The organism is Caballeronia udeis, from assembly GCF_044909315.1.
GTDB classification, from domain to species: domain Bacteria; phylum Pseudomonadota; class Gammaproteobacteria; order Burkholderiales; family Burkholderiaceae; genus Caballeronia; species Caballeronia udeis_A.
In genome coordinates this window covers 1-23,116 of sequence record NZ_JBIYEB010000061.1, presented here as the reverse complement: position 1 = coordinate 23,116, position 23,116 = coordinate 1, and the positions used below count along the sequence as shown (strand labels likewise).

23 protein-coding genes are annotated in these 23,116 nt (G+C 62.1%); 2 read left to right on the top strand and 21 right to left on the bottom strand.

Translation table 11 applies throughout. From position 1 onward, the window contains the following. Positions 1-183, top strand: a 183-nt coding sequence (locus ABH944_RS43610; RefSeq protein ID WP_404615522.1) for an electron transfer flavoprotein subunit alpha/FixB family protein, incomplete at its 5' end; no start/stop codon positions are given. Positions 184-246: 63 nt separating this feature from the next. Here the strand turns inward: ABH944_RS43610 and ABH944_RS43605 are convergent. The 21 genes from ABH944_RS43605 to ABH944_RS43505 all read right to left on the bottom strand — a co-directional run bounded on the left by ABH944_RS43605 (position 247) and on the right by ABH944_RS43505 (position 21,713). Then, complete coding sequence (locus tag ABH944_RS43605; protein ID WP_404615520.1) at positions 247-1,200, bottom strand: NAD(P)H-dependent flavin oxidoreductase; 954 nt, start codon at positions 1,198-1,200, stop codon at positions 247-249. Continuing rightward, positions 1,200-1,655, bottom strand: a complete 456-nt coding sequence (locus tag ABH944_RS43600; protein ID WP_404615518.1) for a MaoC/PaaZ C-terminal domain-containing protein — start codon at positions 1,653-1,655, stop codon at positions 1,200-1,202. The genes ABH944_RS43605 and ABH944_RS43600 overlap by 1 nt, the downstream gene beginning before the upstream one ends. Positions 1,656-1,691: 36 nt before the next feature. Then, positions 1,692-3,299: an AMP-binding protein gene (locus ABH944_RS43595; RefSeq protein ID WP_404615516.1), complete on the bottom strand. Its 1,608-nt coding sequence runs from the start codon at positions 3,297-3,299 to the stop codon at positions 1,692-1,694. Further along, positions 3,299-4,012 (bottom strand): ABC transporter ATP-binding protein, encoded by a 714-nt coding sequence (locus ABH944_RS43590; RefSeq protein ID WP_404615514.1) that lies wholly within the window; start codon positions 4,010-4,012, stop codon positions 3,299-3,301. Before ABH944_RS43590 ends, ABH944_RS43595 begins: the two co-directional genes overlap by 1 nt. Next, complete coding sequence (locus ABH944_RS43585) at positions 4,009-4,803, bottom strand: ABC transporter ATP-binding protein (RefSeq protein WP_404615512.1); 795 nt, start codon at positions 4,801-4,803, stop codon at positions 4,009-4,011. The genes ABH944_RS43590 and ABH944_RS43585 overlap by 4 nt, the downstream gene beginning before the upstream one ends. Beyond that, positions 4,800-5,696 carry a branched-chain amino acid ABC transporter permease gene (locus ABH944_RS43580; protein WP_404615510.1) on the bottom strand — a complete coding sequence of 299 codons (897 nt, stop codon included), beginning with the start codon at positions 5,694-5,696 and terminating at the stop codon, positions 4,800-4,802. Before ABH944_RS43580 ends, ABH944_RS43585 begins: the two co-directional genes overlap by 4 nt. A 16-nt stretch (positions 5,697-5,712) precedes the next feature. Continuing rightward, positions 5,713-6,585, bottom strand: coding sequence for a branched-chain amino acid ABC transporter permease (locus ABH944_RS43575; protein WP_404615508.1), 873 nt, complete (start codon positions 6,583-6,585; stop codon positions 5,713-5,715). 11 nt (positions 6,586-6,596) lie between these two features. Continuing rightward, the gene (locus ABH944_RS43570; RefSeq protein ID WP_404615506.1) at positions 6,597-7,757 is read right to left on the bottom strand and encodes an ABC transporter substrate-binding protein; all 1,161 of its coding nucleotides are present in this window, start codon (positions 7,755-7,757) and stop codon (positions 6,597-6,599) included. Between the two features lie 140 nt (positions 7,758-7,897). After that, on the bottom strand, positions 7,898-8,695 hold the full coding sequence (locus tag ABH944_RS43565; RefSeq protein WP_404615504.1) for an HpcH/HpaI aldolase/citrate lyase family protein: 798 nt from the start codon (positions 8,693-8,695) through the stop codon (positions 7,898-7,900). Further along, positions 8,692-10,068 (bottom strand): MmgE/PrpD family protein, encoded by a 1,377-nt coding sequence (locus ABH944_RS43560; RefSeq protein WP_404615526.1) that lies wholly within the window; start codon positions 10,066-10,068, stop codon positions 8,692-8,694. The genes ABH944_RS43565 and ABH944_RS43560 overlap by 4 nt, the downstream gene beginning before the upstream one ends. A gap of 20 nt (positions 10,069-10,088) precedes the next feature. Continuing rightward, positions 10,089-11,267, bottom strand: a complete 1,179-nt coding sequence (locus ABH944_RS43555) for a CaiB/BaiF CoA transferase family protein (RefSeq protein WP_404615502.1) — start codon at positions 11,265-11,267, stop codon at positions 10,089-10,091. Between the two features lie 3 nt (positions 11,268-11,270). Then, positions 11,271-12,434 carry an acyl-CoA dehydrogenase family protein gene (locus ABH944_RS43550; RefSeq protein WP_404615500.1) on the bottom strand — a complete coding sequence of 388 codons (1,164 nt, stop codon included), beginning with the start codon at positions 12,432-12,434 and terminating at the stop codon, positions 11,271-11,273. Between the two features lie 16 nt (positions 12,435-12,450). Then, positions 12,451-13,302, bottom strand: a complete 852-nt coding sequence (locus ABH944_RS43545; protein WP_404615498.1) for an HTD2 family dehydratase — start codon at positions 13,300-13,302, stop codon at positions 12,451-12,453. Positions 13,303-13,436: 134 nt separating this feature from the next. Next, positions 13,437-14,225: a citryl-CoA lyase gene (locus ABH944_RS43540; RefSeq protein ID WP_404615496.1), complete on the bottom strand. Its 789-nt coding sequence runs from the start codon at positions 14,223-14,225 to the stop codon at positions 13,437-13,439. 33 nt (positions 14,226-14,258) lie between these two features. After that, a complete protein-coding gene (locus ABH944_RS43535; protein ID WP_404615494.1) occupies positions 14,259-15,155 on the bottom strand; it encodes a MaoC/PaaZ C-terminal domain-containing protein in 897 nt (298 codons plus the stop codon). After that, positions 15,152-15,937 (bottom strand): enoyl-CoA hydratase/isomerase family protein, encoded by a 786-nt coding sequence (locus tag ABH944_RS43530; RefSeq protein WP_404615492.1) that lies wholly within the window; start codon positions 15,935-15,937, stop codon positions 15,152-15,154. Before ABH944_RS43530 ends, ABH944_RS43535 begins: the two co-directional genes overlap by 4 nt. Next, a complete protein-coding gene (locus ABH944_RS43525) occupies positions 15,934-17,088 on the bottom strand; it encodes a lipoate--protein ligase family protein (RefSeq protein ID WP_404615490.1) in 1,155 nt (384 codons plus the stop codon). The genes ABH944_RS43530 and ABH944_RS43525 overlap by 4 nt, the downstream gene beginning before the upstream one ends. After that, the gene (locus ABH944_RS43520) at positions 17,085-18,260 is read right to left on the bottom strand and encodes a phenylacetate--CoA ligase family protein (RefSeq protein WP_404615488.1); all 1,176 of its coding nucleotides are present in this window, start codon (positions 18,258-18,260) and stop codon (positions 17,085-17,087) included. Before ABH944_RS43520 ends, ABH944_RS43525 begins: the two co-directional genes overlap by 4 nt. A 57-nt stretch (positions 18,261-18,317) precedes the next feature. Then, positions 18,318-19,514, bottom strand: coding sequence for an acetyl-CoA C-acetyltransferase (locus ABH944_RS43515; protein ID WP_404615486.1), 1,197 nt, complete (start codon positions 19,512-19,514; stop codon positions 18,318-18,320). Between the two features lie 4 nt (positions 19,515-19,518). Then, entirely contained in the window at positions 19,519-20,808 is a 1,290-nt protein-coding gene (locus ABH944_RS43510) for an acetyl-CoA hydrolase/transferase family protein (protein ID WP_404615484.1), read from the bottom strand. Then, positions 20,808-21,713: an SDR family NAD(P)-dependent oxidoreductase gene (locus ABH944_RS43505; protein WP_404615524.1), complete on the bottom strand. Its 906-nt coding sequence runs from the start codon at positions 21,711-21,713 to the stop codon at positions 20,808-20,810. The genes ABH944_RS43510 and ABH944_RS43505 overlap by 1 nt, the downstream gene beginning before the upstream one ends. Positions 21,714-21,920: 207 nt before the next feature. Here ABH944_RS43505 and ABH944_RS43500 point away from each other — a divergent pair, with 207 nt between their 5' ends. After that, a complete protein-coding gene (locus tag ABH944_RS43500) occupies positions 21,921-22,823 on the top strand; it encodes a LysR family transcriptional regulator (RefSeq protein WP_404615482.1) in 903 nt (300 codons plus the stop codon). Positions 22,824-23,116: the final 293 nt, after the last annotated feature.

The window sequence follows — 23,116 nt, the reverse complement described above, 5'->3', positions numbered from 1 at the left end:
CCTAACCTGTATGTTGCCGTCGGTATCTCGGGTGCAATCCAGCATCTGGCCGGGATGAAGGATTCGAAAGTGATCGTCGCGATCAACAAGGACGCTGAAGCCCCAATCTTTGGCGTAGCGGACTATGGCCTCGTGGGTGATTTGTTCACGCTGGTGCCGGAACTTGTGAAAGAACTTGGCTGATCCATTCCTTAAGACTCCACGATCCGGGCCGCGCGCTGTTGCGTGACTCGGATCGTGGTGCAATCAAGCCGGAACCCCCACACGCCTCCCGGCTTCCGCATACTCTCGGGCCAGCCTCTCGACCAATTTACCCACAGGCTCAATACTGTCGATATTGCCCACACCCTGCCCGGCTCCCCACACCTCGCTCCATGCCTTCGGCCGCGTTTGCCCCTTGCTGAAATCCGCTTGCGCGCCCTCCGCGGGTAACGCGTCAGGATCGAGTCCGACCGCTCGGATACTCTCCTTCAAATAGTTTGCGGGAACACCCGAGAAGAACGGTGTGTAGACCACATCGCGGGCGTTCGCGGCGACGATCATCGCCTTGTGTCCCGCGACTGCGCCCGCCTCTTCCGTCGCGATAAATCGCGTACCCATGTAGGCGAGATCGCAACCTACGGCCTGAGCGGCGAGCACCGCAGCGCCGTCCGTGATTGCACCGGCAAGCACAAGAATGCCATCGAAGAAACGCCGCACTTCCGCTGTCAGCGCGAACGGGTTCAGCGTACCGCCGTGACCACCGGCACCGGCGCAGACGAGGATCAATCCATCCACGCCCGCCGCTGCCGCCTTGCGCGCATGATGTACGGTTGTCACATCGTGCAGAACGAGTCCACCGTAGGCATGCACACGTTCGACCACGCGCTCCGGTACGTGCAAGGACGTGATCACGATCGGTACGCGGTGCGCGACAATCACGCTCAGGTCTTCCTCAAGCCGCACATTGGTGGGATGCACGATCAGGTTGACGGCAAACGGCACGACCGGTTGCGCTGTCGCAGCGGCGTTGGCCGCGAGTTGGGTTTCAATCTCCGTCAACCAGCTATCGAGCAATGCCTGCGGCCGCGCATTCAGCGCCGGAAAACTGCCGATCACCCCGGCCTTGCATTGCGCCACTACAAGCTGCGGATTCGACACGAGGAACATGGGCGCGGCCAGCACCGGAAGGCGAAGCTTCTCCAGGATTGCATGCGCCATTATCGGGCTCCGCGTTTCTTGATCAGCAGATCGCTCAAGCCATCCTGCACGATTTCGTCACGCTGATTCAGCATCACAAAACGGCGGCCAAGCCGGCCGACGCGTTCGCTCTTTCCCGGATCGAGTTCAGTGATTTCGAGGCGCAGATGCAGGGTATCGCCAACCAGGATAGGCGCGACGAACTTCCATTGATTCAGCGACATCATCGCCACCGCGCTCTCGTGGAAGATACCCATCTCGTGCAGCATGCCCGTGGCTATCGCAATACCAAGCGTCCCGTGCACCACGCGTTGCCCGTAGCGCGTGGTCTTCGCAAACTCGGCGTCTGCGTGAATCGGATTCCAGTCGCCTGAGAGCATTGAAAAGAACGTGAGGTCGGTTTCCGTAATGGTCCGGCCGCCGCTTTCAAACGACTGCCCGACTTCGAAGTCTTCGAAGAAGAGGGAATACGCCATGGAGTGATATTCCTGTTATTGGATGATGGAGATGGTCTAGCGCGCCGCTTCCGCGAGTACCCGCGTAACGGCCATCTCGCGTAATCGCGCGCGCTGGATCTTTACGCCGTTCGAGCTTTGCGTCACGGGAAACGCGTCCACGCTCCACACCCGCGCCGGCACCTTGAACGCGGCAATCCTCGACTTGACGACACCGATCACCATCGCCGGGTCGATGTCATGGCCTGCAAGGGGAATGACAAACGCAACGGGGCGCGGCTGGCCATCGAGTACGACTGCCACCACTTGTGCGTCGTCCACGCCGTCGATCGACTTGATCTCGTCTTCTATCTCGACCGGGTTGACGAGAAAGCCCGAGAGCCGGATAGCGTCGCCCTTGCGGGTCTCGTAGACAAAGCTGCCGTCAGCACGCAGCCGGCCGACATCACCGGTTCGAAAGAAACCGTCGGCACTCAGCGCTTCCGCAGTAGCTTCAGGGTTCTCCAGATAACCGACAAAGTTGCATGGCGACGCGATCTCGATCTCGCCGCTCATGCCGGCCGGCAGGAGTTCGCCCGTGTCTACATCGCGAATGCGGATCTGCGCCTCTTCGCCAGAAGCGGGATAACCGCCGCCTTCAATGCGTTGTTCAAACGGTGCATCGGGACGTTGCAGGGCAAACAGCGCCTGCACTTCGCTCGATCCATACAGCCCGATCAGCGGCAAACCACGTTCGGCCATCTTCTCCGCGAAAGTCGACACGCCCGGCTGGAACGCGGCAAATCCGAATACACGAGCCGATGGAAACGGCCGCTCGTCGCTCACGGCATCGGCGAGACGACGATACATTTCGTCGCTGCCGAACGTATGCGTGACTTCATGCCGGCGGATCAGACTCGCGCCTTCGGCGCCGTCGAAGGTATCGATCAACACGACCGGCGCCGCGCCCGCGAATGCCGCCAGCGCCCCGTTCAATCCGAACACACCGCAAAACGGCAGCGCTGCAAGCATCACTGCGCCGGGTGCGGCAAAACCATAAGCATCGGCCACACGGCTGCTGTGTCTGCTGATGGTCCGCTGCGGATGCACGACCAGTTTCGGCGCCTTGGTCGTGCCCGACGTCGTGAAGAGAATCAGCGGAGCGTCAGCGCTTTCACCGCCCCGATGCAATCGTTCGCCGCCATACGATGCCAGGTCGCAGGCGACCGTCGGCCGGTCCAGCACCGTGGCAGGCGTGCGCTCGTCGTGATCGATCACGGCGATCTTTTGCAGCGAGGGAACTGCCTCGGGCGACACCCCGGCGAGTTCCGCCGGAAAGTCGATCTTGCGAAAATTCAACTGCAGCACCAGCATTTTTGCTCGCGACTTCGCAAGGATGTACTCCACCTCTGCGTGCCGGTAACGCGTGTTCACCGCCACGACCGTCACGCCAATCCGTGCTGCGCCGAACAGCAGCGAAAGCCATTCAATGCGGTTCACGAGCCACACCGCCACGCGGTCGCCCGCGACCATGCCCTGCACTTCGAGCCAGCGCGCGCCCTGCTCGGCGAGCGCGTCGAATTGCGCATAACTTACGCGTTGCTCGCCGTCGATGAATGCAGTGCGTTCAGGATGCGCAGCAAGATGAGCGTCGAGAAGACCATTGAGGGTGGAAGGCGCAGACATCAGTACAGCTCCATGAGTTTGGCGTTGGTATCAAGCTCGGCGGGCAGCGCTTCGCGAATCAGCGTGCCCGACTTCATCACCACCACGCGGTCACTGACCTTCAGCGCTTCGCGCACATTCTGTTCGACCAGCAGGATGGACATGCGTGTGTCCTGCTGCAACTGTCGAATGGGTCCGAGCAAATCCTGGAACAGCTTCGGCGCGAGGCCAATGGACGGTTCGTCCATCAGCAGGCAACGTGGCCTTGAAAGCAACGCGCGGCCGATGGAGACCATTTGCTGCTGACCACCGGAGAGCGATCCGGCGCGCTGCTTATAAAACTTCTTGATGTCGGGCAGCACGGTCGTGACCCAGTCCACACGCGCGCCATGTTCGGCGACCGGCACGTTCGCGGCCCACAGTCCGAGCTTGATGACCTCCTCCACGCTCAGGCTGGGAAACACGCCGCGCCCTTCGGGGACAAGTGCAATGCCTGCGGCCGTTGATGCTCGCGCGCCCTGGTGCAAGCGCTTGACGCCATCGACAAGAATCTCGCCGCTGCTGGCCGGCATGAGGCCGAACAGCGACTTCACCAGCGTGGATTTGCCGGCGCCGTTATGACCGAGCAGGCACAGCACTTCGTTTTCGCGTAATTCGATGCTGATGCCGTTGAGGACCGCGCGGCCGCCGTAACCGGCGGTCAGCGCGCGTGTCTGCAGGACGGGTGTGCTCATGCTGTCTCCCCGAAATAGATGGATGCAAGACGCGGGTCGTCCAGCACTTCCCGCGGCGTGCCCTGCGCCAGCAGTTTTCCCTGGTCGAGAAAGGCCACGCGATCCGACACGTTCACCACCACATCGAGGTTGTGTTCAATGATGCAGACCGTTACTCCGCCCGCCACTTGCGAGCGCAGCAACGCAACGAAGCGATCGTAAGAACGCGGATCGAGGCCGGACGCGGGTTCATCGAGGAGCCAAATTTTTGCATCGCTGGCAATCAGGCGCGCGACACTCAGGAACTTGCGCTCGGCATAGGCCAGGTCGATGGCGCGCGCATGCGCCAGTCCGGAGAGATGCGTGGCCGCCATGATCTCCGCGACCTTTTCGCTGCGTCGACGGCGGGCGGACCGGCCGCCCGGTTGCCAGAGCCACGCGCTTTTTTCCATCGCCGTGAGGATGTTTTCCTCTACGGTCATCCGCGAGAACAGATGCAAGTCCTGGAACGTGCGGCCAACGCCCTGGCGTGCAATCTCCCACGGTTGCTTACCGGCAATCGAACGGCCTTCGTAGAGAACGTCGCCGGAGCTCGGCGTCAGGTGCCCGGTGATCAAATTGAACAAGGTGGTCTTGCCCGCGCCGTTCGGACCGATCAGCGTGGTGACTATGCCGCCGCGCAGTTCCAGCGAAACGTCAGTGACGGCTTGCAGTCCGCCGAAGCGCTTGCCTAGATTGCGGACCTCGAGCAGCACCGGACGTGCGCTCGAAGCCTCGACCGGATGTGACGCAACCTGCGGAATCGCGTTCATTGCGCCCCCTTCGTCGACAAGCGGCGCTTGCCGGCGCCAACAATCCCGCCGGGCCGGTAGATCATCAGCAGCACCATCACGAGCCCATACACCGCTTGCTGCACCAGACCAACCTCCGCCTGAGGCAGCCCCGGCACGAAGCTCAGCGCGGCCGGCAACAGCATCAGCAACGCCGCGCCCACGACCGGCCCGAACAAGGACCCTGTCCCGCCAATGATCACCATTGCCATCAGCAGCACGGAAAGATCCAGCGTGAATCCTTCCACGTTGATGAAGCTGAGGTAGAACGTGTAGACCACGCCCGCCGTAGCGGCGAGCGCTGCGGCAACCACCACGGACAGCGTCTTGATGGCCGCCACGTTCTTGCCGAGCGCAAGCGCCGCGGACTCGCTGTCGCGAATGGCTTGCAGGTTACGCCCGAAGCTCGACCGCACCAGCACGGTCAGCACCAGGCCGACGGCGACCAGGAAACCGAGCGCGAGTGCGAAGAAGCCGTTTGCGGTTTCTATCGCCACGCCGAAGACCTTGACGGCCGGAATATTCGTGATGCCGCCGAGACCACCCGTTACGGAGCGCCATTCGGAAAACACGGTGACCGCAAGCATCTGCAGTCCCAGTGAAGCCGCGACAAAATACTCCCCCCTCACCCTGAGCGCCGGCAAGGCCAAGGCTAGTGATAACCCGGCGGAGAGGATCATCGCGGCGGCAGTGCAAACGAACAACGAGTCGGAGATGTGCATCGAAACGAACGCGGCCGTGTAGGCGCCAACGCCAAAAAATACCGCATGCGCGAGTGAAAAGATGCCGGCGTACCCCATCAGGAAATTGAGCGTCATCGCGAGGATGGCGTTCACGCAGATAAGCACCGACAGGTTCAGCAAGTAGGCAAACATGGTGACAGTCCTCGCTTTAGTGAACCAGCGCACGGCCGAAGAAGCCGGACGGGCGAAACAGGATGAACAGGAACAGCACGACGAACACAACCGCCTCGCTCCACTGCGAACTGAACCAGCCGAGCGCAAGGCTTTCGGCGAGACCGAGCAGGAGTCCGGCAAACGCGGCGCCGCGCAGGCTTCCCACGCCACCCACAATGGTTGCGGCGAGACTGATCAGCATCACGTGACTGCCGACCGATGGATTCAGGCCCGCGCTTGCGCCGCTTAGAATGGCAGCCGGCACGACCAGCAACGAGCCGAGCGCGAAGGCTGTCTGTGACAGCTTCTGCGGCGACATGCCATACGCGCGGACCAGCTCGGGACTGTCGGCAAGCGCACGCAACGCCATGCCCGTATGACTGCGTGACAGAAACAGATGCAGCCCGAAGAACGCCAGCACCGCGACAACCACCGCAATACCGGCAAGCGGCGATACATACAGGCCGGGCAACAGTTGCACGCCCTTGGACAACGGCGTGGAGATGGCGACGAAACCCCGTCCGAAGAAGAACGCGATGGCGTTCTGCACGATGATCCCCACGCCGAAAGCGCCTGCGAACAAGGTGAAAAACGAGTTCTCGTGACGCTTGATCGGCGTGTAGACCAGCCGGTCCAGCAGCACACCGAATATCACCGTGACGGCCGCGGAGACAATAAGTCCCACGTACCACGGCAGATGCAGCTTGTCGCAGACCTCATAGAACGCGTAGCCCGCGATCATAAAGGCGGCGCCGTGCGCGAAATGGAAGATCCTCGTGGCACCGAAGATGAGCGAGAAACCACCAGCCGTCAGCGCGTAGAGCGCTCCGAGCTGGATGCCGTTGATGAGCAGTTGCAGAAGCAGCATCGGACCCTCCGTCAGCGAGTGGACACGACAGTGCCGCCGGCCCCGTCGATCTGGTTGACTTGAATGGGCGCGCGGACGGTGCCGTTCGCATCGAAGGAAACGCTGCCGCCCACCAGGTCGAAGTGCTGAAGCCGCTGGCGTACATCGAGCAAATTCGCGCCGGTCACAGGTTTGCCCTCATGCTCGAGTTGCGCCGCGAGGATCGCAAACAGGCGCACTGCGTTGTAGTAGTTCGCGGCGTACGCAGTGGGCTTGCGGCCGTACTTCTGCGTGTAGTCCGTGACAAAACGCTGCGTCAGCTTGTCGGGTGCATTCCAGTTGAACCGCTGCGTGGTATAGAGCGCGCCTTTCGCTTCGGGCAGCGCGTTGATGGCGGGAATGCTGAACGCCGAGTAACTCGCAATCTGCTGGGACACACCGTTGTCGCGCAACTGCTTCACGATCTGCGACTGCTGTGCGCCATACGAAGCGATAAAAATCAGATCGGGTTTTGCATCGCGCACCCGCGCGACCACCCCGCCGAATTGCTGCGACCCGGCCGGCACGGCGAACGAAGCAGCCAGCGTCGCGCCCGCCGGCGGCAGGTCCTGTGCGAGCTCCTGATTGATCGACTGACCGAGCGGATCGTCCACGTAGATCAGTACGAAGCGCGTCAGCTTGCGTTCGCCGACGAGGTACGGAATGATCGCGCGCACCTCCGAGTTGGCCAGCGGGATCACGTTCCAGAAATAGGACCCAAGCTCCGCGAGATCCGGTCCGACGCCGCCGCCGTTGACCGCGACCGTCTGGCTGCGCCGCGCAAGCGGCGCGATCGCTTTGGATACGCCGGTGAACCCCGTCAATACAAACGGCGTGCGGTACACGTTCACCAGCTTGTTCATGCCGAGCACGCCCTGCATGGGCAATGCCTGGCTGTCCTCGTACGACAGCACCAGTTTTTCGGCAAGCAGATGATCGGCGTTGACATGGGCGACGGAAAGATCCGCGCCCGATCCGAAGGTTTGCCCGTATTCGGCGTTGGGGCCGCTCATCGGCAATAACGCGCCGATTCTAAGGTCCTCCGCCTGGGCAGCCGTTGCACTGGCGATAGCCTCCCAGCGCGCCGCGCCCAGTGCTGCGGCGAGCGCGCAAACGGATAGCGCAGCGGCGAGCCGCCGCTTTGTCCATGCCATTGTGTTGTCTCCTGCGTCTGTTATGTTTTGATCACACCGTCACTGCGGCAGATTTATTCTTCAGATGTTAAATGTTCAGTAAAGCAGATTAAAAGCACATAGATGAGCCTGTCTCCAGTCGTGTGTTTGCCCGGGCTTCCTCAATGCACGCCCGCAATTCGCCGTGCCTTCAGGATCACCGGCATATCGACCATCTTTCCGTCGACAGCCACGGCCGCACCGCCGCTTGCTTCCACCGCACGCAGCACGCGTTCGGCCCATGCCTGCTCCTCGGCAATCCACGCATAAGCGCGATGCACCGGGTCGATCTGCTTCGGATGAATACAAAGCTTCGCGCCGAAACCAAACCGGCGGCCTCGCCTTGCTTCGGACTCGATAGAAACGGGGTCGTCCAGCACGGTCGAGACGCCGTCGACCGGCGTGATCAGGCCGGCCAGCCGCGATGCGAGCACGATCTGCGAGCGGAACAGGTTGAGTTCTTCGCCGTCACCCTCCACGTTCAGGTCGATCTGGAAATCCAGCGTGCCGAATACAATGCGCTGTACGCGTGGGGCCTCGCATAGCAGCGTGAGATTGGCGAATCCCCGCGCGGTCTCAACAATCGGCAGAATTGTCAGCGACGGGTGCGCATGCGCCAGTACCGCTTCAATGTGCTCGCGCGTTTCAGCCTTCGGCAACACAATGCCCGCCACGCCCGGATGACTCGCGATCGACGCTATGTCCTTGCCAAACCACTCGGTATCCGCTGCATTGATCCGTACGAACGCGGGCTGGGCCGCGTCCATGTGCGCCCGCACCGAATCGCGGGCGGCGGGTTTTTCGTGCGGCTGGACCGCATCTTCCAGATCGAAGATCACCGCGTCGGCACCGCTCGCGCGAGCCTTCTCGAAACGCTCGGGACGATTGCCCGGTACGAACAGATAAGAACGCTCGCTCATGTCCGCACATCCACTTCGAAGAGCGAGCCGATGCGTGTCTCCGATGCAATGCCCCACGCCGCGTCAAGCAACCGCAACGCTTCTTCATCCGACGCCGCCCCGGAGAAATCGGCCAACCGTCGAAACTTCATCGCAATCTCCTCCCGCGAGAGCGTATTGCCAGGGTCTCCCTTCGGTTCATCAACACGCCCGGTCAATTCACGGCCGTCGCGCGTGTGCACCGTCACCTTGCCGATCCAGCGCGCGGGATAAGCGCGGTCCACTTCTTCGTCCAGGACCATCTCCACCTTGCTTCGAAAATCCACGACGGGTGCAGCGGTGTAACCCTCTTCGAACTCCGTCACACCTGCATAACCGTGATAAGCGACGAGCCCCAGCACCGTACCCATGTTGAACTTGGCCTGATGAACCGTTGTGGGCACGGTCACTGCGCCAAGCACGTCGATCGCACCCTGATGCACCCTCGCCGTCACGCGCTCGATGTCTTGTGGTTTCAGTGCATGCTCCGCCATCACCGCGAGCAGCGCATCCGCGGCAGGATGCGTATGGCGGCAAGCGGCGTGATACTTGAACGAGGTTTCGGTCAGCGCCCAGCGCTCGCCCAGCCGGTCGGTGAGGCGTGCCGGGTCTGCGTCCGTAGACATGCCTGCGGCCATGCCCTTCTCGCCCTCCAGGATGCGCGTGGCGCCCTTGAAACCGTCGGCGGCAAGACTAGCCGCCATGAGGCCGTTGGCGGCCGCCATGGCCGTGTGAAGCTGTTTGGAATCCGCGGCGTCGCGCAGGAATTCCCACAGGCCGCTGGCTTGCGTACCGGCCGAACCGAACGCGTCAAGCATCTGCACGGGAGACAAACCCAGCATCCGCCCCGCCGCGGCCGCTGCCGCAACGGTCCCGGCCGTAGCTGTCGTATGAAACACCTTGTAGTGGGAACGTCCGAGGAATTCGCCAATGCGAATCCCCACCTCATACCCGGCCACCACCGCCGCGATAAAGTCGCGGCCCGATGCACGCGTCGCCTGCGCCAGCGCCAGCGCGACAGGAAACACGACGGTTGCCGGATGAAAGACCGAGCCGTTATGCACGTCGTCCTGTTCCACGAAATGCGAGGCGGCGGCGTTCACCATCGCGGCGAAATACGGCGTCGCGCGCGTGCGGTCGATCAACACTTCCGCCTGCCCGTTGCCGTTCGCCGCGCCCGCCATGCTCGCGAACAACGCAATGCTTTCGACCGGCCGGGCGCCCTTGCCTCCGAGCGTCGATCCAAGCCAGTCGACATACAGGTTCACCGTGCGCTCCACGACGTGCTGCGGAATATCGTCGAAATGAATTGATGCCGCGAAGGTAGCGAGCGTCCGGCTGGGATGATCGGTCATCATGGTGATCGCCTGAGGGGTTAGATGGTGCCGGCTTCGCGCAACGCCTGGATCTGCGACGGTTCGTAGCCGAGTTCGCGCAGGATGGCGTCGGTGTGTTCGCCCAGCGCCGGAACAGGATCCATGCGCGGCTCGAAACCGTTCGGCATGCCCGGCGGCAGCAACGCGGGAATCAGTCCCGCCGATGTGCCCACCTCGCGCCAGCGATCGCGCGACTCGAGTTGCGGGTGCGCCCAGACATCGGCCAGCGTATTCATCTGCGCGTTCGCAATGCCCGCTGCGTCGAGCCGTTGCACAACCTCGGCTGCAGTCAGCTTGCTGAACGCGGCAACAATCAGCTCGCGCAGCACATCACGCGATCCCGAGCGTTTCGAATTCGCGTCGAAGCGCGAATCGGTAGCCAGCGACGGCTGTTCAAGCACGCGCTCGCAAAATACTTTCCATTCACGTTCGTTCTGCAAACCGAGCATGACCGTCTTGCCGTCTCCGGCCAGGAACGGGCCGTACGGGTAGATCGTCGCGTGCGACGCGCCGGATAACGCGGGTGGATTTTGATTGCCAATTGCGTAGTACAACGGATAACCCATCCATTCGACCATGCTTTCGAGCATCGATACGTCGATCCGGCAGCCCTTGCCGGTGCGTCCGCGCAAGATCAGTGCGCTGAGGATGTTCGAATACGCATACATGCCGGCGGCAATATCGGCGATCGAGCAGCCCGCTTTCGCCGGTTCGCCCGGTGAGCCGGTAATCGACAGGAACCCGGATTCGCTCTGGATCAGCAGGTCATACGCCTTCTTGTCGCGATACGGACCGTCCGCCCCGTAGCCCGAGATGTCGCAGACAATCAGCTTCGGGTATTGCTTGCTCAACGTGCCGTACCCCAGACCGAGCCGGTCCGCGGCGCCCGGTGCAAGGTTCTGCACCAGCACGTCGGCGTCGGCCAGGAGAGCATCGAGAATCTTCCCTGCTTCCGGCTGTTTTACATCGAGCGAGAGGCTTTCCTTCGAGCGGTTCGTCCACACGAAATGCGACGCGAGCCCTTCCACGCGTTCGTCATAACCGCGTGCGAAATCGCCCGTCCCGGGACGTTCAACCTTGATCACGCGCGCGCCCAGATCGGCGAGCTGGCGAGTGCAGAACGGCGCGGCGATCGCGTGTTCCAGCGTAATGACCTTGATGCCGTCGAGAGGTCTCATGATTCAGAACGAGCGTGGCAAGCCGAGGATATGCTCGGCGACATACGACAGGATCAGGTTCGTGGAGATGGGCGCGACCTGATACAGGCGCGTCTCGCGGAACTTGCGTTCGACGTCGTATTCGCAAGCGAAACCGAAGCCGCCGTGGAATTGCAGGCAGGCGTTCGCCGCTTCCCACGATGCATCGGCCGCGAGCAGCTTCGCCATGTTGGCTTGCGCCCCGCAAGGCTCGTGAGCATCAAAGCGACGCGCCGCTTCAAAGCGCATCAGGCTCGCTGCTTCCACATTGACGAACGAGCGCGCGATGGGGAACTGCACGCCCTGGTTCTGCCCAATGGGCCGCCCGAACACGATGCGTTCTTTCGCATACGCCGTCACCTTGTCGACAAACCAGTAGCCGTCGCCAATACATTCCGCCGCGATCAAAGTACGTTCCGCGTTAAGGCCATCGAGGATGTATTTAAAACCTTGCCCTTCTTCGCCAATCAGGTTTTCCGCGGGGATTTCCAGGTTATCGAAGAAGAGTTCGTTGGTTTCATGGTTGACCATGTTCAGGATCGGCTGCACGGTCATGCCGTGGCCGATCGCCTCGCGCAAGTCGACAATGAAAATGGACATGCCTTCGGACTTGCGCTTTACATCGGCGAGCGGCGTCGTGCGGGCAAGCAGAATCATCAGGTCCGAATGCTGTACCCGCGAGATCCATACCTTCTGCCCGTTGATGACGTAACGGTCGCCACGGCGTTCCGCAGTGGTCTTGATCTTTGTCGTGTCCGTGCCGGTGGTGGGCTCGGTAACGCCCATCGACTGGAGGCGCAGGTCCCCGCTCGCAATCTGCGGCAGGTAGCGGTCCTTCTGCTGCGCGGAGCCATGCCGCAGCAACGTGCCCATGTTGTACATCTGCCCGTGGCATGCACCGGAATTGCCGCCGGCCCGATTGATCTCCTCCATGATCACCGACGCTTCCGTCAGGCCCAGCCCCGAACCGCCGTATTCCTGCGGGATCAACGCGGCAAGCCAGCCGGCCTTCGTCAATGCGTCGACAAAGGTTTCCGGATATCCGCGCGCTTCATCTATCTTGCGGAAATAGTCGCCGGAAAATTGCTGGCACAGGTCGCGAACCGCTTCGCGAATGTCCTGGAACTGATCGGAATGAGTGGTCTGCATGAGGACTTTTCTAGATTCAGGCGAGCGTCGCGGTGGCGCGCATCGTCAGGTAACCGTCATGGTCTTTCGCCCATAACTCGACAGTGCGGCCGTCATCCGACGGTTTGCCGCACACGGTGAATGGATTGGGCGCGAAGGTCGGGCGCAGCGCGCGGAAAGCGAAGCTCGCGATGGTCGCGCCGGGTAATTCGCGGCGCACCAGATCCACGAGCATGGTTGCGATCAACGGGCCATGCACGATCAAACCCGGATATCCCTCTTCCTGCGTGACATACGGGTGATCGTAATGAATCCGGTGACTATTGAAGGTCAGCGCCGAGTAGCGGAACAGCAGCAGCGGGTCGGTCGGGATCTCGCGGCTGAAGGTTTCGTCCGTGGGCGCTTTGGCGGGCTCTTTCTGCGGCACATTGGAAGCATCGGGCGCGGCCTCATCGCGATAGACAATGTCGTGCTCTTCCTCGATCTTGAGCGCACCGTCCGCTTCAATCTCGTGCTGGACCGTCACGAACACAAGCCGCCCGGTCCGGCCCGTCTTGTCTTCAATATTCACGATAGTCGACGTGCGTGACGCCGCTTCGCCAACCACCAGCGGTTCATGAAATGTCAGGCGTCCGCCCGCCCACATCCGTCGGGGCAATGGCACGGGCGGCAGGAAACCGCCGCGTTTCGGATGACCGTCAGGGCCGGTTTCGGACAATGGCGCAATCGGTAAAAAATAGAGCCAGTGCCATAGCGGCGGCACATTTTTCGTCTCGGGCTCGCGATTGAACGTAGCGGCCATGGCCGCCAGCGGGAACGCGGTAATCACGTCATGGACAACTTGTGTCTTGTCCAGCCAGTCGTCGAATTTTTCAGTCGCTTCGGGCACGATGGCGTCTCTCGTTGTACGTGACAGGTGGGTCGACAGGCGGGTTCAACAGCGACTTCAACTATGAACCCGTCTGCTTGTTTCGCGAAGTCGCGATTTCTGAATCGGGGGTTTCGTTTTACTTAATGCCCGGTTCACGGCGCCTCGCGCAAGTGCGCGGAAGCCTCGTCTTCAACGCGCTGCCAGATCTCCACCGCCATTGGCCGCTCAGCTTCTTCCATGATGTGTCCGACCAGCCCGATCGCACGCGCCATCACGCCAAACCCCCTGACAATGCGCCACGGAAAGCCGAATTCGCAGCAGATCGCGCCAATGGCGCCGGTCGCGTTGATCGGCAACGACTTGCCCGATTGACGCTCCGCTTGCGCCCCGATCAACTGCATCAGCTTCACGTAGTCGCCTGACATGCCGTTGTCGGCGGCGAGTTGAAATAGCCGTGGCGTACGCGGGTCGACAGGTTTATGCAACGGGTGGCCAAGACCCGGGATAGAGACGTCGCGGGCCTTGTATGACGCAACCGTGTCGCGGGCGAGTTGTTCGAGATCATCGGACTTCGTGCCCGCGGGCAACGCTTCCGACAGCATTCGGCAAGCGCCTTCCATGCTGCCGACAAACACTGACCCAAGCCCGCACAAACCCGCGGCAACGGCAGCCTGCAGGGACTCCGGCGCGCCGGCATAAGTCATGCGCGCGGCGATCGCGCTGGGCGTCATGCCATGCTCGACCAACGTGATGAGGATCGCGTTGAACATGGCGGATTGTTGCGCCGACGCCTCCCGCCCCGTCAGTTGCAGATAAGCGAAATCGCCAAGGTTCATATGGCCCAGCACTTCGTTGGGCAGGTCCCTGCCGCGCACTGAAATGCGATCCGGCGTGCTGAATGCAATGTCTGAGCGGATCACGGGCTTGGGTGTTCGTGGCATGAGTGTTGTCCTTTCAATAGCGTCACTAGATGGTCACGCGGCGGCGTTGTGGTCCGGGCGCAATTCGGCACGCCCGTTGTTCAGCACGATCACGTCGCGCTCCAGAACACGCGAGCGAAAGCTCACGGCGTGAGTCTCGGCGTCGCGCCACAATTCCGTCCGGATGGTCTCGCCAGGATAGACGGGTGCGGTAAAACGCGCATACAGCATCGCGAGGCGCTCGGGCTGACTGTCGCATGAAAATTTCAGCACCGCGTGACCCGCCACGCCGTAAGTGGCAAGACCGTGCAGGATCGGCCGTTCGAAACCCGCTGCGCGTGCGGCGGCGGGATCGACGTGAAGCGGGTTGTCGTCGCCGGAAAGACGGTAGATCAGCGCGCTTTCGGGGCGCGTCGCGAGATCGCAGACTGCGTCCGGGGCACGCTCGGGAACAGGTTGCGGCACCGCTATCGGCGCATCGCTGGGCTGTCCGTTCGCGCTGTAGCCGCCGTCGCCACGCAGGAAATTGAGCTGCTCCACCGTCGCCAGCAACTCACCTGTCTGCTTGTTGGTAATGGTTCGCTCGATCAGCAGGAGTGCGCCCTTGCCCGCGCCTTTGTCGACGATCCGTGCTACGCGCGACTGACCGACCACCGTTGCTGCCGGCGGCAGCGGTTTGTGGATGCGCAAGGTCTGCTCGCCATGCAACAGCTTCACCCAGTCAATACCCGTTCCGGGATGCTTCGCCCAGAATCCCGGATAGCCGAGCACGTTGGCAAACGTGGGCGAGACCCGCAAGTCCTTCTCGTAGACGAACGCGAGATCGTCCTCGTCAAGCGGATTGATGCCATAGCCAAGGCCCAGGCTATAGAGAATCGCGTCCCGCTGCGTATAGGTGCGTTCAAGCGGCTCGAACGGCCAGTTCTTGAGTGTTTCGTAATGGATCGTCATGCTGCGGGCCAGGTGAAAAGCGGCGCGGCCTTGTCGCGGAACCGCTGCACTGCTTCGCGATGAAAGCCCGTGGTAAAGGCAATGCCTTGCGTGGCGGATTCAAGTTCGAGCAGGGTCCTGAGGTCACTGCCCAGCGACAGGTTGAGCGCACGTTTGCATAAACCGAAAGCAACCGGCGATGCATCGGCGAGCGCCCGCGCGATCTGCTCAGACCGCTCATGCAGAGCGCCGGGTTCGACCACTTCGAGCACCGCGCCCATGTCCTTGGCCTCTTGTGCCCCGATCTCGCGAGCCGTGAAAACAAGTTCCTTCGCCCGCGCAAGACCGACTACCCGGGGCAACGTGTAGAAGGCCGCGCAATCCGGCACGAGCCCCACCTTCATGAACGGCATGCAGAACCGCGCCCGCGAGCTCGCGATCACGAAGTCGGCAGCGAGTGCGAGACTGAAACCTGCGCCATAAGCGACCCCATCCACTGCCGCGATGACAGGGCGGTCAAGGTCCACGAGCTGCGCGATCCAGCCATGCATATCGTCAATCCGGTTGCGCCCATCTTCGGCGCTTTCCACCGTCATGCCACGCACATCGCCACCCGAACAGAACGCGCTGCCCGCCCCGCGCAGGATCACCGCGCGCACTGAACGGTCCTGCCGGATGCCGTAGATGGCATCGCGCAATGCGGTGCGCATGGCCACGTTCAACGCGTTCTTCGAGTCGGGCCGGTTGAGCGTCAGCGTCGCAATCCCGTCCGCGATATCGACCAGTAAAGCTTGCTCGCTCATGCCGCCACCTCGCTGGAAAGATCGTTCAGGGCAAGCTCCAGTGCGTCCATCAGATGCTCCACCTCCACACCCGCGAACTCGACATCCTGACGCTTCATGAACGCTTCTATGTGTTGGCCGCAAGCCTCGCGATCCGCAGTGAGCCCGGAGAATCCTTCCTCCAGCCAATCGACGGAACGCGTCGGCCGCGGATGCCAGTCGCCATTGACAATGGCCCGGACAACACGGCCGTCGCGCACGAGCAGGCTCAGCCAGATGAGTCCGGCCGGCGCCTTCCTCCTGCCGCGACCAATACGGTCGCCGGGAAGCATCAGCGGTCCATACCGCACGGCTTCGCTTTTCTCGTTGAACCACGCGTCCGCCGTCAATTCGAGCGCGGCCTGCTGTGCGAAGGTGTTTTCTTCCGGCGACAACTGCCCAGCCTGGAGCGCCACGCCGCCGAACGCGCGGCGGATGCATGTGTCCACCCACGCGATCAGTTCTTCGTGCGTGATGGGGCGCTGGAGTTCCTGTTCGAGATACGTGTAGCGCGAGCCCAGGTCCTTGTGTTTTTTATCCCGCACTTTCTCGGGCGCCATCGGCATGGCTTGTGCGGCAAGGGCCGTATTCATCGCCTTGATGTTGAGCAAGATGCGAAAGGTCATCACACCGCTTTCTATTTTCAGCGACGTTGCAACCAGCTTGCGACCGTCTATCTCGACATCGTTGAGCGGCCGGTAGGACGCCTTCAGGTCGAAAATTTCCTCGAGACTCGCGGCCACATGTCCGAGCACCTTCGGGAACGCTTCGGCCGCCGTAGCGGGGACGTTGGCAAGACTGGCCGGCAGGTAGAGCGAGAGAAATCCCGATCCCTTGCCTGCATAGATGGCCCCGCCGCCATTCACGCGGCGCCGCGTCGAGATGCCGTTAGCGCGGCAAAATTCCAGGTCCAGGACCTGATGCGGATCTTCATTCACGCCAATGGTGATGCTGTCGCCATCGAAGATATTCAGGTAGACCGTCGGAGGCGAAATGCCCTCTGCTACCGCACGCTCCACCGCCGGTGAAACCGAAATGGAAAAGTCTGCATAACTGCCGTGGCCGACAATAAAACGCCACGGCGGGACGTTCGCTTCGTTCGTTTCGTTCTTGAAGTCCGTTGCGTTGTTCATGAGGGTTGCGTGCTCCTTTGATCGATCACTGCGTCACTGCCATCCAGTTGCTCCACGGCTTCAATCACGTCCGCGCTAATAAGCGTCTGCCGCTTGAAGCGCGCCGCGAGTTGTCCGAGCCCGTCCGCGTCCAGGTTGCCTTCAACCTGAAGGGCCACGTGATCCCCGCCGCTCACCTTGTGCGATATCACGAGACGCAACTGCTTTGCCCCATCTATTCCCAGCAGCACCGCCTTGAGCTCCGATGGATAGAGCTTCACACCCTTGACTTTGACCATGGAATCGACGCGACCGAACACCACGCGCGGCAACGAAACGGTGCGGCCGTGAATGGGCGCGGCGCGCTGCATGACCGTGAGGTCGCCGGTGCGGTAACGCACGAGCGGTTGCAGTTCCTTCTGCAAATGCGTCAGCACGAGTTCGCCGCGCTCGCCTTCGGCAACAGGCAAACCGCTGTCGGGATCAATGACTTCGGCGTACAGGAGTTCATCGAAGAGATGGACGCCAGAGCCACCCGGAAAGGTCCGGGCGACGGGCAGGCATTCGGAAAGGGAGAAGCTGTCGATGAGCAAGGTGTCCGGCATAGCGGCACGCACGCGGGCATAAAGAGCCTCGTTGCCCGTGAATGCCTCCCCGCCCGCGAAGAACACGCGCGGCACAGGGCAACCCGCTTCGATCAGCTTCAACGCATGCGACGGATTACCCGCCAACACGGTCATTCCGCAACGGCGCGCGACATCGGCAGCCCGCTCCGTCTCACCCGGACCATGCGGAATGCATGCCACGCCGCGCGCTTCCATCTGGCTCTGGTAGAACAGTCCTGCCACGAACAGGTGATAGCCGAAGGTCACCATGCAGACATCGCCAGGACCTATGCCGCACGCGTCGAGATGGCGGGCGCAGGCGGCTTCCATGGCACGCAGGTCTGCCGCGCTCTGCATGACCGGCACGAGGGCGTTGCCCATCGGCGAGAGGTTGATACGCACCGCGGGCACGTGGGGCGCGAACGCGCCGAAGCCGGGACGCGCCATCTCGGCGCTCAGGTCAGCGCGTGACATCAGGGGCACGCGTTGCGCGAATTCCGCTTCGCTCGCCACGCGCTCAGGCAAGCGTCCCCGGTAAAACGGCTGCGTCTGCAACCGCACAAGTTGCGCGTTCAATCGGTCGAGCATGTCTCCTGCTCCTCTGTTTTATCGGGTGCTACGAATGCGACGAACGCTGCGGCTGCTTCAGGCCCGTTCGAAAATGGCCGCGATGCCCTGTCCGCCGCCAATGCACATCGTCTCCAGTCCATAACGGCCTTTGCGGCGCTGGAGTTCATACAACAGCGTGGTCAGCATGCGCACGCCCGTCGCGCCAATCGGATGCCCCAGCGAGATGCCCGAACCATTCACGTTGAGCCGGCTTTCGTCGTGCCAGTCCCAGCCCTTGAGCACCGACAGCACCTGGCACGCGAACGCTTCATTCAGTTCGACGAGGTCGATGTCGTCAAACGACAAGCCCGTCCTGCGCAGCAGCTTCTGCACAGCCGGCACCGGACCGATGCCCATGGTTGCCGGTTCGCATCCGCTCGCGGCCCAGCCAACGAAATATCCCATTGGCGTCAGCCCCAGTTCCTCGAGCTTGTCTTCGGCGACGATCAGGCATGCGGCAGCGGCATCGTTCTGCTGGCTCGCGTTACCCGCCGTCACCGTGCCGTCCTTCAGCAACGGCCTGAGCTTCGATAACGAGCTCGCTGTCGCTTCCGGGCGCACGCCCTCGTCCTGCGAAAACACGAGCGGCTCGCCCTTGCGTTGCGGCACGCTGACCGGCACGATCTCATCGATGAATTTTCCGGCTCGCCACGCGGCGGCCGCGCGTTGATGACTGCGCGCGGCGTACTCGTCCGCTGCTTCGCGCGAGATGCCGTATTGCTTCGCGAGGTTCTCGGCGGTCTCGATCATTCCCGAGATGCGGCCGAAACGTGCTTCCGGCTGCGAACGTTCGCGGCCGCGATCCAGCCGGTCATGCATCTTCACCGAACCCGCCCGCGAGCCCCAGCGCATGTCCGTGCTGTAGTACTCGATGTTGCTCATGCTCTCCACGCCACCCGCGATCACGACGTCGGCCGCCCCGCTCTGCACCATCATCGCGGCGGTGACGACAGCTTGCAGGCCACCGCCGCAACGGCGGTCGAGCTGCATGCCCGGCACATGCACCGGCAAGCCGGCTTCGAGCGCGGCCCAGCGTCCAATGCAGGGTGTCTCGCTGTTCGCATAGGACTGCGCGAACACCACGTCTTCGATGCGCTCGGGGTCAACGCCGCTGCGCGCGAGCGTCGCGCGGATCACGGTGGCCGCCAGCGTCTCAACGGGAACGGGGCGCAAGGCGCCGCCGAAGGTGCCGACCGGCGTACGCACCGGTGCAACGATTGCTGCTCGTTTCATCGTGTCATTCCTGTATCTGGATAAGGGTGGCCGGGTGCATTCGTGAGGCTCGCTGTGCTTCCGTCTCGAGCGTTTCACGCAACTCCGGCGCGGCGATATCGAGCATGCGGCGCATGCGTTGTTTCAGCGACAACCCTCGCAAATCAGCTACGCCGTGTTCCGTCACGATCATGCCTGCGTCACTGCGCGGCGTAGTGACGGGTCCGCTGAGATGCGCGACGATGCGGCTGCCGCCGTTGCGCGTGCGGCTCGGCAACGCGACGACGGCGAGACCGCCCTTCGATCGTGCCGCGCCCCGCATGAAATCGAGGCTCCCGCCAACACCGCCCAGGTAATGTCCGGCGGCGGACTCCGCATTGACCTGACCGGTGAGATCGACTTCGATCGCCGAATTGATGGCGGCAAAGCCATCGATACGACCGAGCAGGTCAATGTCGTGCGTATAGGAAGTCGGCCGGAACTGCACCGCAGGATTGCGATGCGCGAAGCGATACATCCGCTTGCCGGCCATCATCACGCCGGCCACCGTCGCGCCGCGATCGACCGTCTTGCGTGCGTTCGTAATGACGCCGCGCTCGGTCAGGTCCGCGACCGCATCGCCTATCGTGCCGCTGTGCACGCCCAGGTCACGCCGGTCCTCAAGCGCTGCAAGGATGGCTTCGGGAAGCACGCCCATGCCGAACTGAAGTGTCATGCCATCGTCGATCAGCGCCGCCGTGTGGGCCGCAATGCGCGCTTCGATTTCCCCTGGTTCTGCACGCTCGATTTCCAGCGGCGCACGGTCGCTATGGATCAACGCATCAAAGTCCGTGTCACGCAGCGCGCGCGTGCCATAGGTCCACGGCGCCGCCGCATTGACCTCGGCAATCACAACACGCGCGCTATCGATCAGCGGCAGCAAATACTCATGCGCGATCGACAAGCTGTAGTGGCCGTGTTCATCTGCCGGCGCCACCTGCAGCAACAGCACGTCAGGCTTCAGCACGTTCTGAAGCTGCGAGTAATGCACGGGCACGATATCCAGCAATCCCGCATCGGCCAGCTTGCGGTTCCTTCCTGATCCGGTATAGGAACGGAAGTCGATAACATCCGCATGCGCGGCGTTAAGCGAGTCCGACCACATGGCCCCGAGGAATACGCCGAAGCGTCCGCCAACCGACGCTCGCTGCGCAGCTAGCGCAGCAGTCAGCGTGCACGGCTCGGCCCCGCACTGCCCCCACGTCACGAGGTCGCCGGTCCGGACATAACGTGCAATCTCCAGCCGTGCGGCGTCGACCTGCCGCCCTTCGCGCATCACACCGGGTCCCAACTGAACACGTCGGCGGACACATCGAGCGAATGGAACGACGACCTCAGCGCCGGGATCGCGTGCTCGGCAATGCTCTCCGGCGTCCAGCCTTCACTCCGATGCACCGAGCGCACCGGACGCGGCTGGCTCATCACGAAGATCTCATTGTTGCGGACAGCGAAAATCTGGCCGGTGACGTCCTGCGCGCCGTCGCTTGCGAGGAACACGGCAAGCGGCGCGATCTTGGCGGGCGTCATCTGCCTGATCTTCTCGACCCGCGCTTCCTGCTCCGCCGAGTCGATCCTGATCGAACTGATCATGCGGCTCCATGCAAACGGCGCGATGCAGTTCGAGCGCACGCCGAACTTCTGCAGGTCCAGCGCGATCGACTTCGACAGTCCCGCAATGCCAAGCTTCGCCGCGCTGTAATTGGCCTGCGCCAGATTACCGATCAGGCCGGACGTGGAGGTCATGTGAATGAACGCGCCGGACCCTTGCGCCTTGAACGGCTCCGCCGCCGCACGCGAAACATTGAAGGTGCCGTACAGGTGCACCTTGAGCACCGCGTCCCATTCTTCATCGCTCATCTTGTGGAAGAAACGGTCCCGCAAAATACCCGCATTGTTCACCACGCAGTCGACCCGGCCGAATACATCGAGTGCGTTCTGCACGATATGACGTGCGCCGTCGGCTTCCGCTACGCTGTCGGTATTGCTCGTTGCCTCACCGCCCAACGCGGCGATTTCCTCCGCCACGCGCTGCGCCGGTCCGGCACTTTTGCCCTCGCCTTCCAGCGATGCGCCGATGTCGTTGATCACGACCTTCGCGCCGTTGCGCGCCATCAGCAAGGCGATATCGCGGCCTATTCCGCCCCCTGCGCCCGTTACGATCACGACCTTGCCGTCGATCATGTGCTGCGTTGTCATGCGCCTTGTCTCCAGCGGTTTTATTCCGGTGCAGCTTGCCCCATGGATCGCGTGCCGACAATTTGCATATGCCGAAACCCCGATTAACCTCGCATTAACCCGTAATTGCGCTAATAGTTAAACTTCCGCTTAAGGCGCACTATCGCGGTTGCCCTCATTGCCAACGTCTCTTCGAGGACGTGTCTCGAATCCATGCATTTCGATCTGGTCGATCTCCGGCTGTTCACTCATATTGCCGAGCAAAGCAGCCTCACGCGCGGCGCCGAACGCTCGCATCTGTCGCTTCCGGCCGCCAGCACGCGAATCAAGAACCTGGAGGAACAAATTGGCGTCAAGCTGCTCAGCCGCACGAGTCAGGGCGTCACGCTGACCGGACCCGGCGAGACGCTGCTGCTGCACGCCCGCCGCGTCTTGCAGCAACTCGAGCAACTGACCGGCGACCTGCAGGAATATTCGAAAGGCGTAAAGGGACATGTGCGCGTGCTGGCGAACACCACGGCGATGAGCGAGTTTTTACCCGCGGTGCTGCGCACTTATCTGGTGAACTACCCGGACGTCAATATCGACATGCAGGAGCGGCTGAGCGGCGACATTGTCCGCGCGCTGCAGGAAGGCACGGTCGACATTGGCATTGTGGCGGGCAATGTCCGCACGGACGGGCTGCAGGCCATGCCGTACCGGCGCGACCGCCTTGTGCTTGCGACAGCGCTCAGTCATCCGCTTGCACAAGCTCAGAAGGTCAACTTCAGCGAGACGCTCGAGTACGATTTCATCGGCCCCCCCGAGGCCAGTGCGATTTATGGTTTTCTCAAACGGGCAGCGGCTGAACTCCAGCGGCCGATGCGCTGGCGCATCCAGGTCAGCAACTTCGAAACGGCGTGCCGGATGATCGAAGCGAATATTGGCGTGGGTGTGTTGCCCGAAGCCACCGCGCTGCGTCATGCAAAGACCATGGCCCTGAGGATCGTTCCGTTGAAGGACGATTGGGCCGTGCGTAATTTGCAGATCTGCGTGGCGGACCTGCAAGCGCTGCCGTTATTTGCCCGCAAATTGGTGGATCTGCTGGTGGCCGATGGCATCGGGCGGTTGGAGTGATTTCGCTTCGCCGGAGTGATTTCGCTCGCGCCGGTGGACGGGGTTTTGGGTTCTGGGTGATTCCAGGGTTAGCGGTCGGAGTCAGTGCCGGGTTGCTGCTTTCAGGGTTAGCGGTCTGCGTGAGTCGGATTTTCTCTTAATCACTATTAGCCACTGCGCGTGGCGGCGCGTCATTTCTTTGTCCAAAGCGACAAAGAAAGAGGGTGTAATTAGTTTTGTGTAAACGGTCATTTGGCAGGAGACTGCCAGCATCTAGGAGCAACGATGACCGTAGCGAAACGCACCAAACGAGT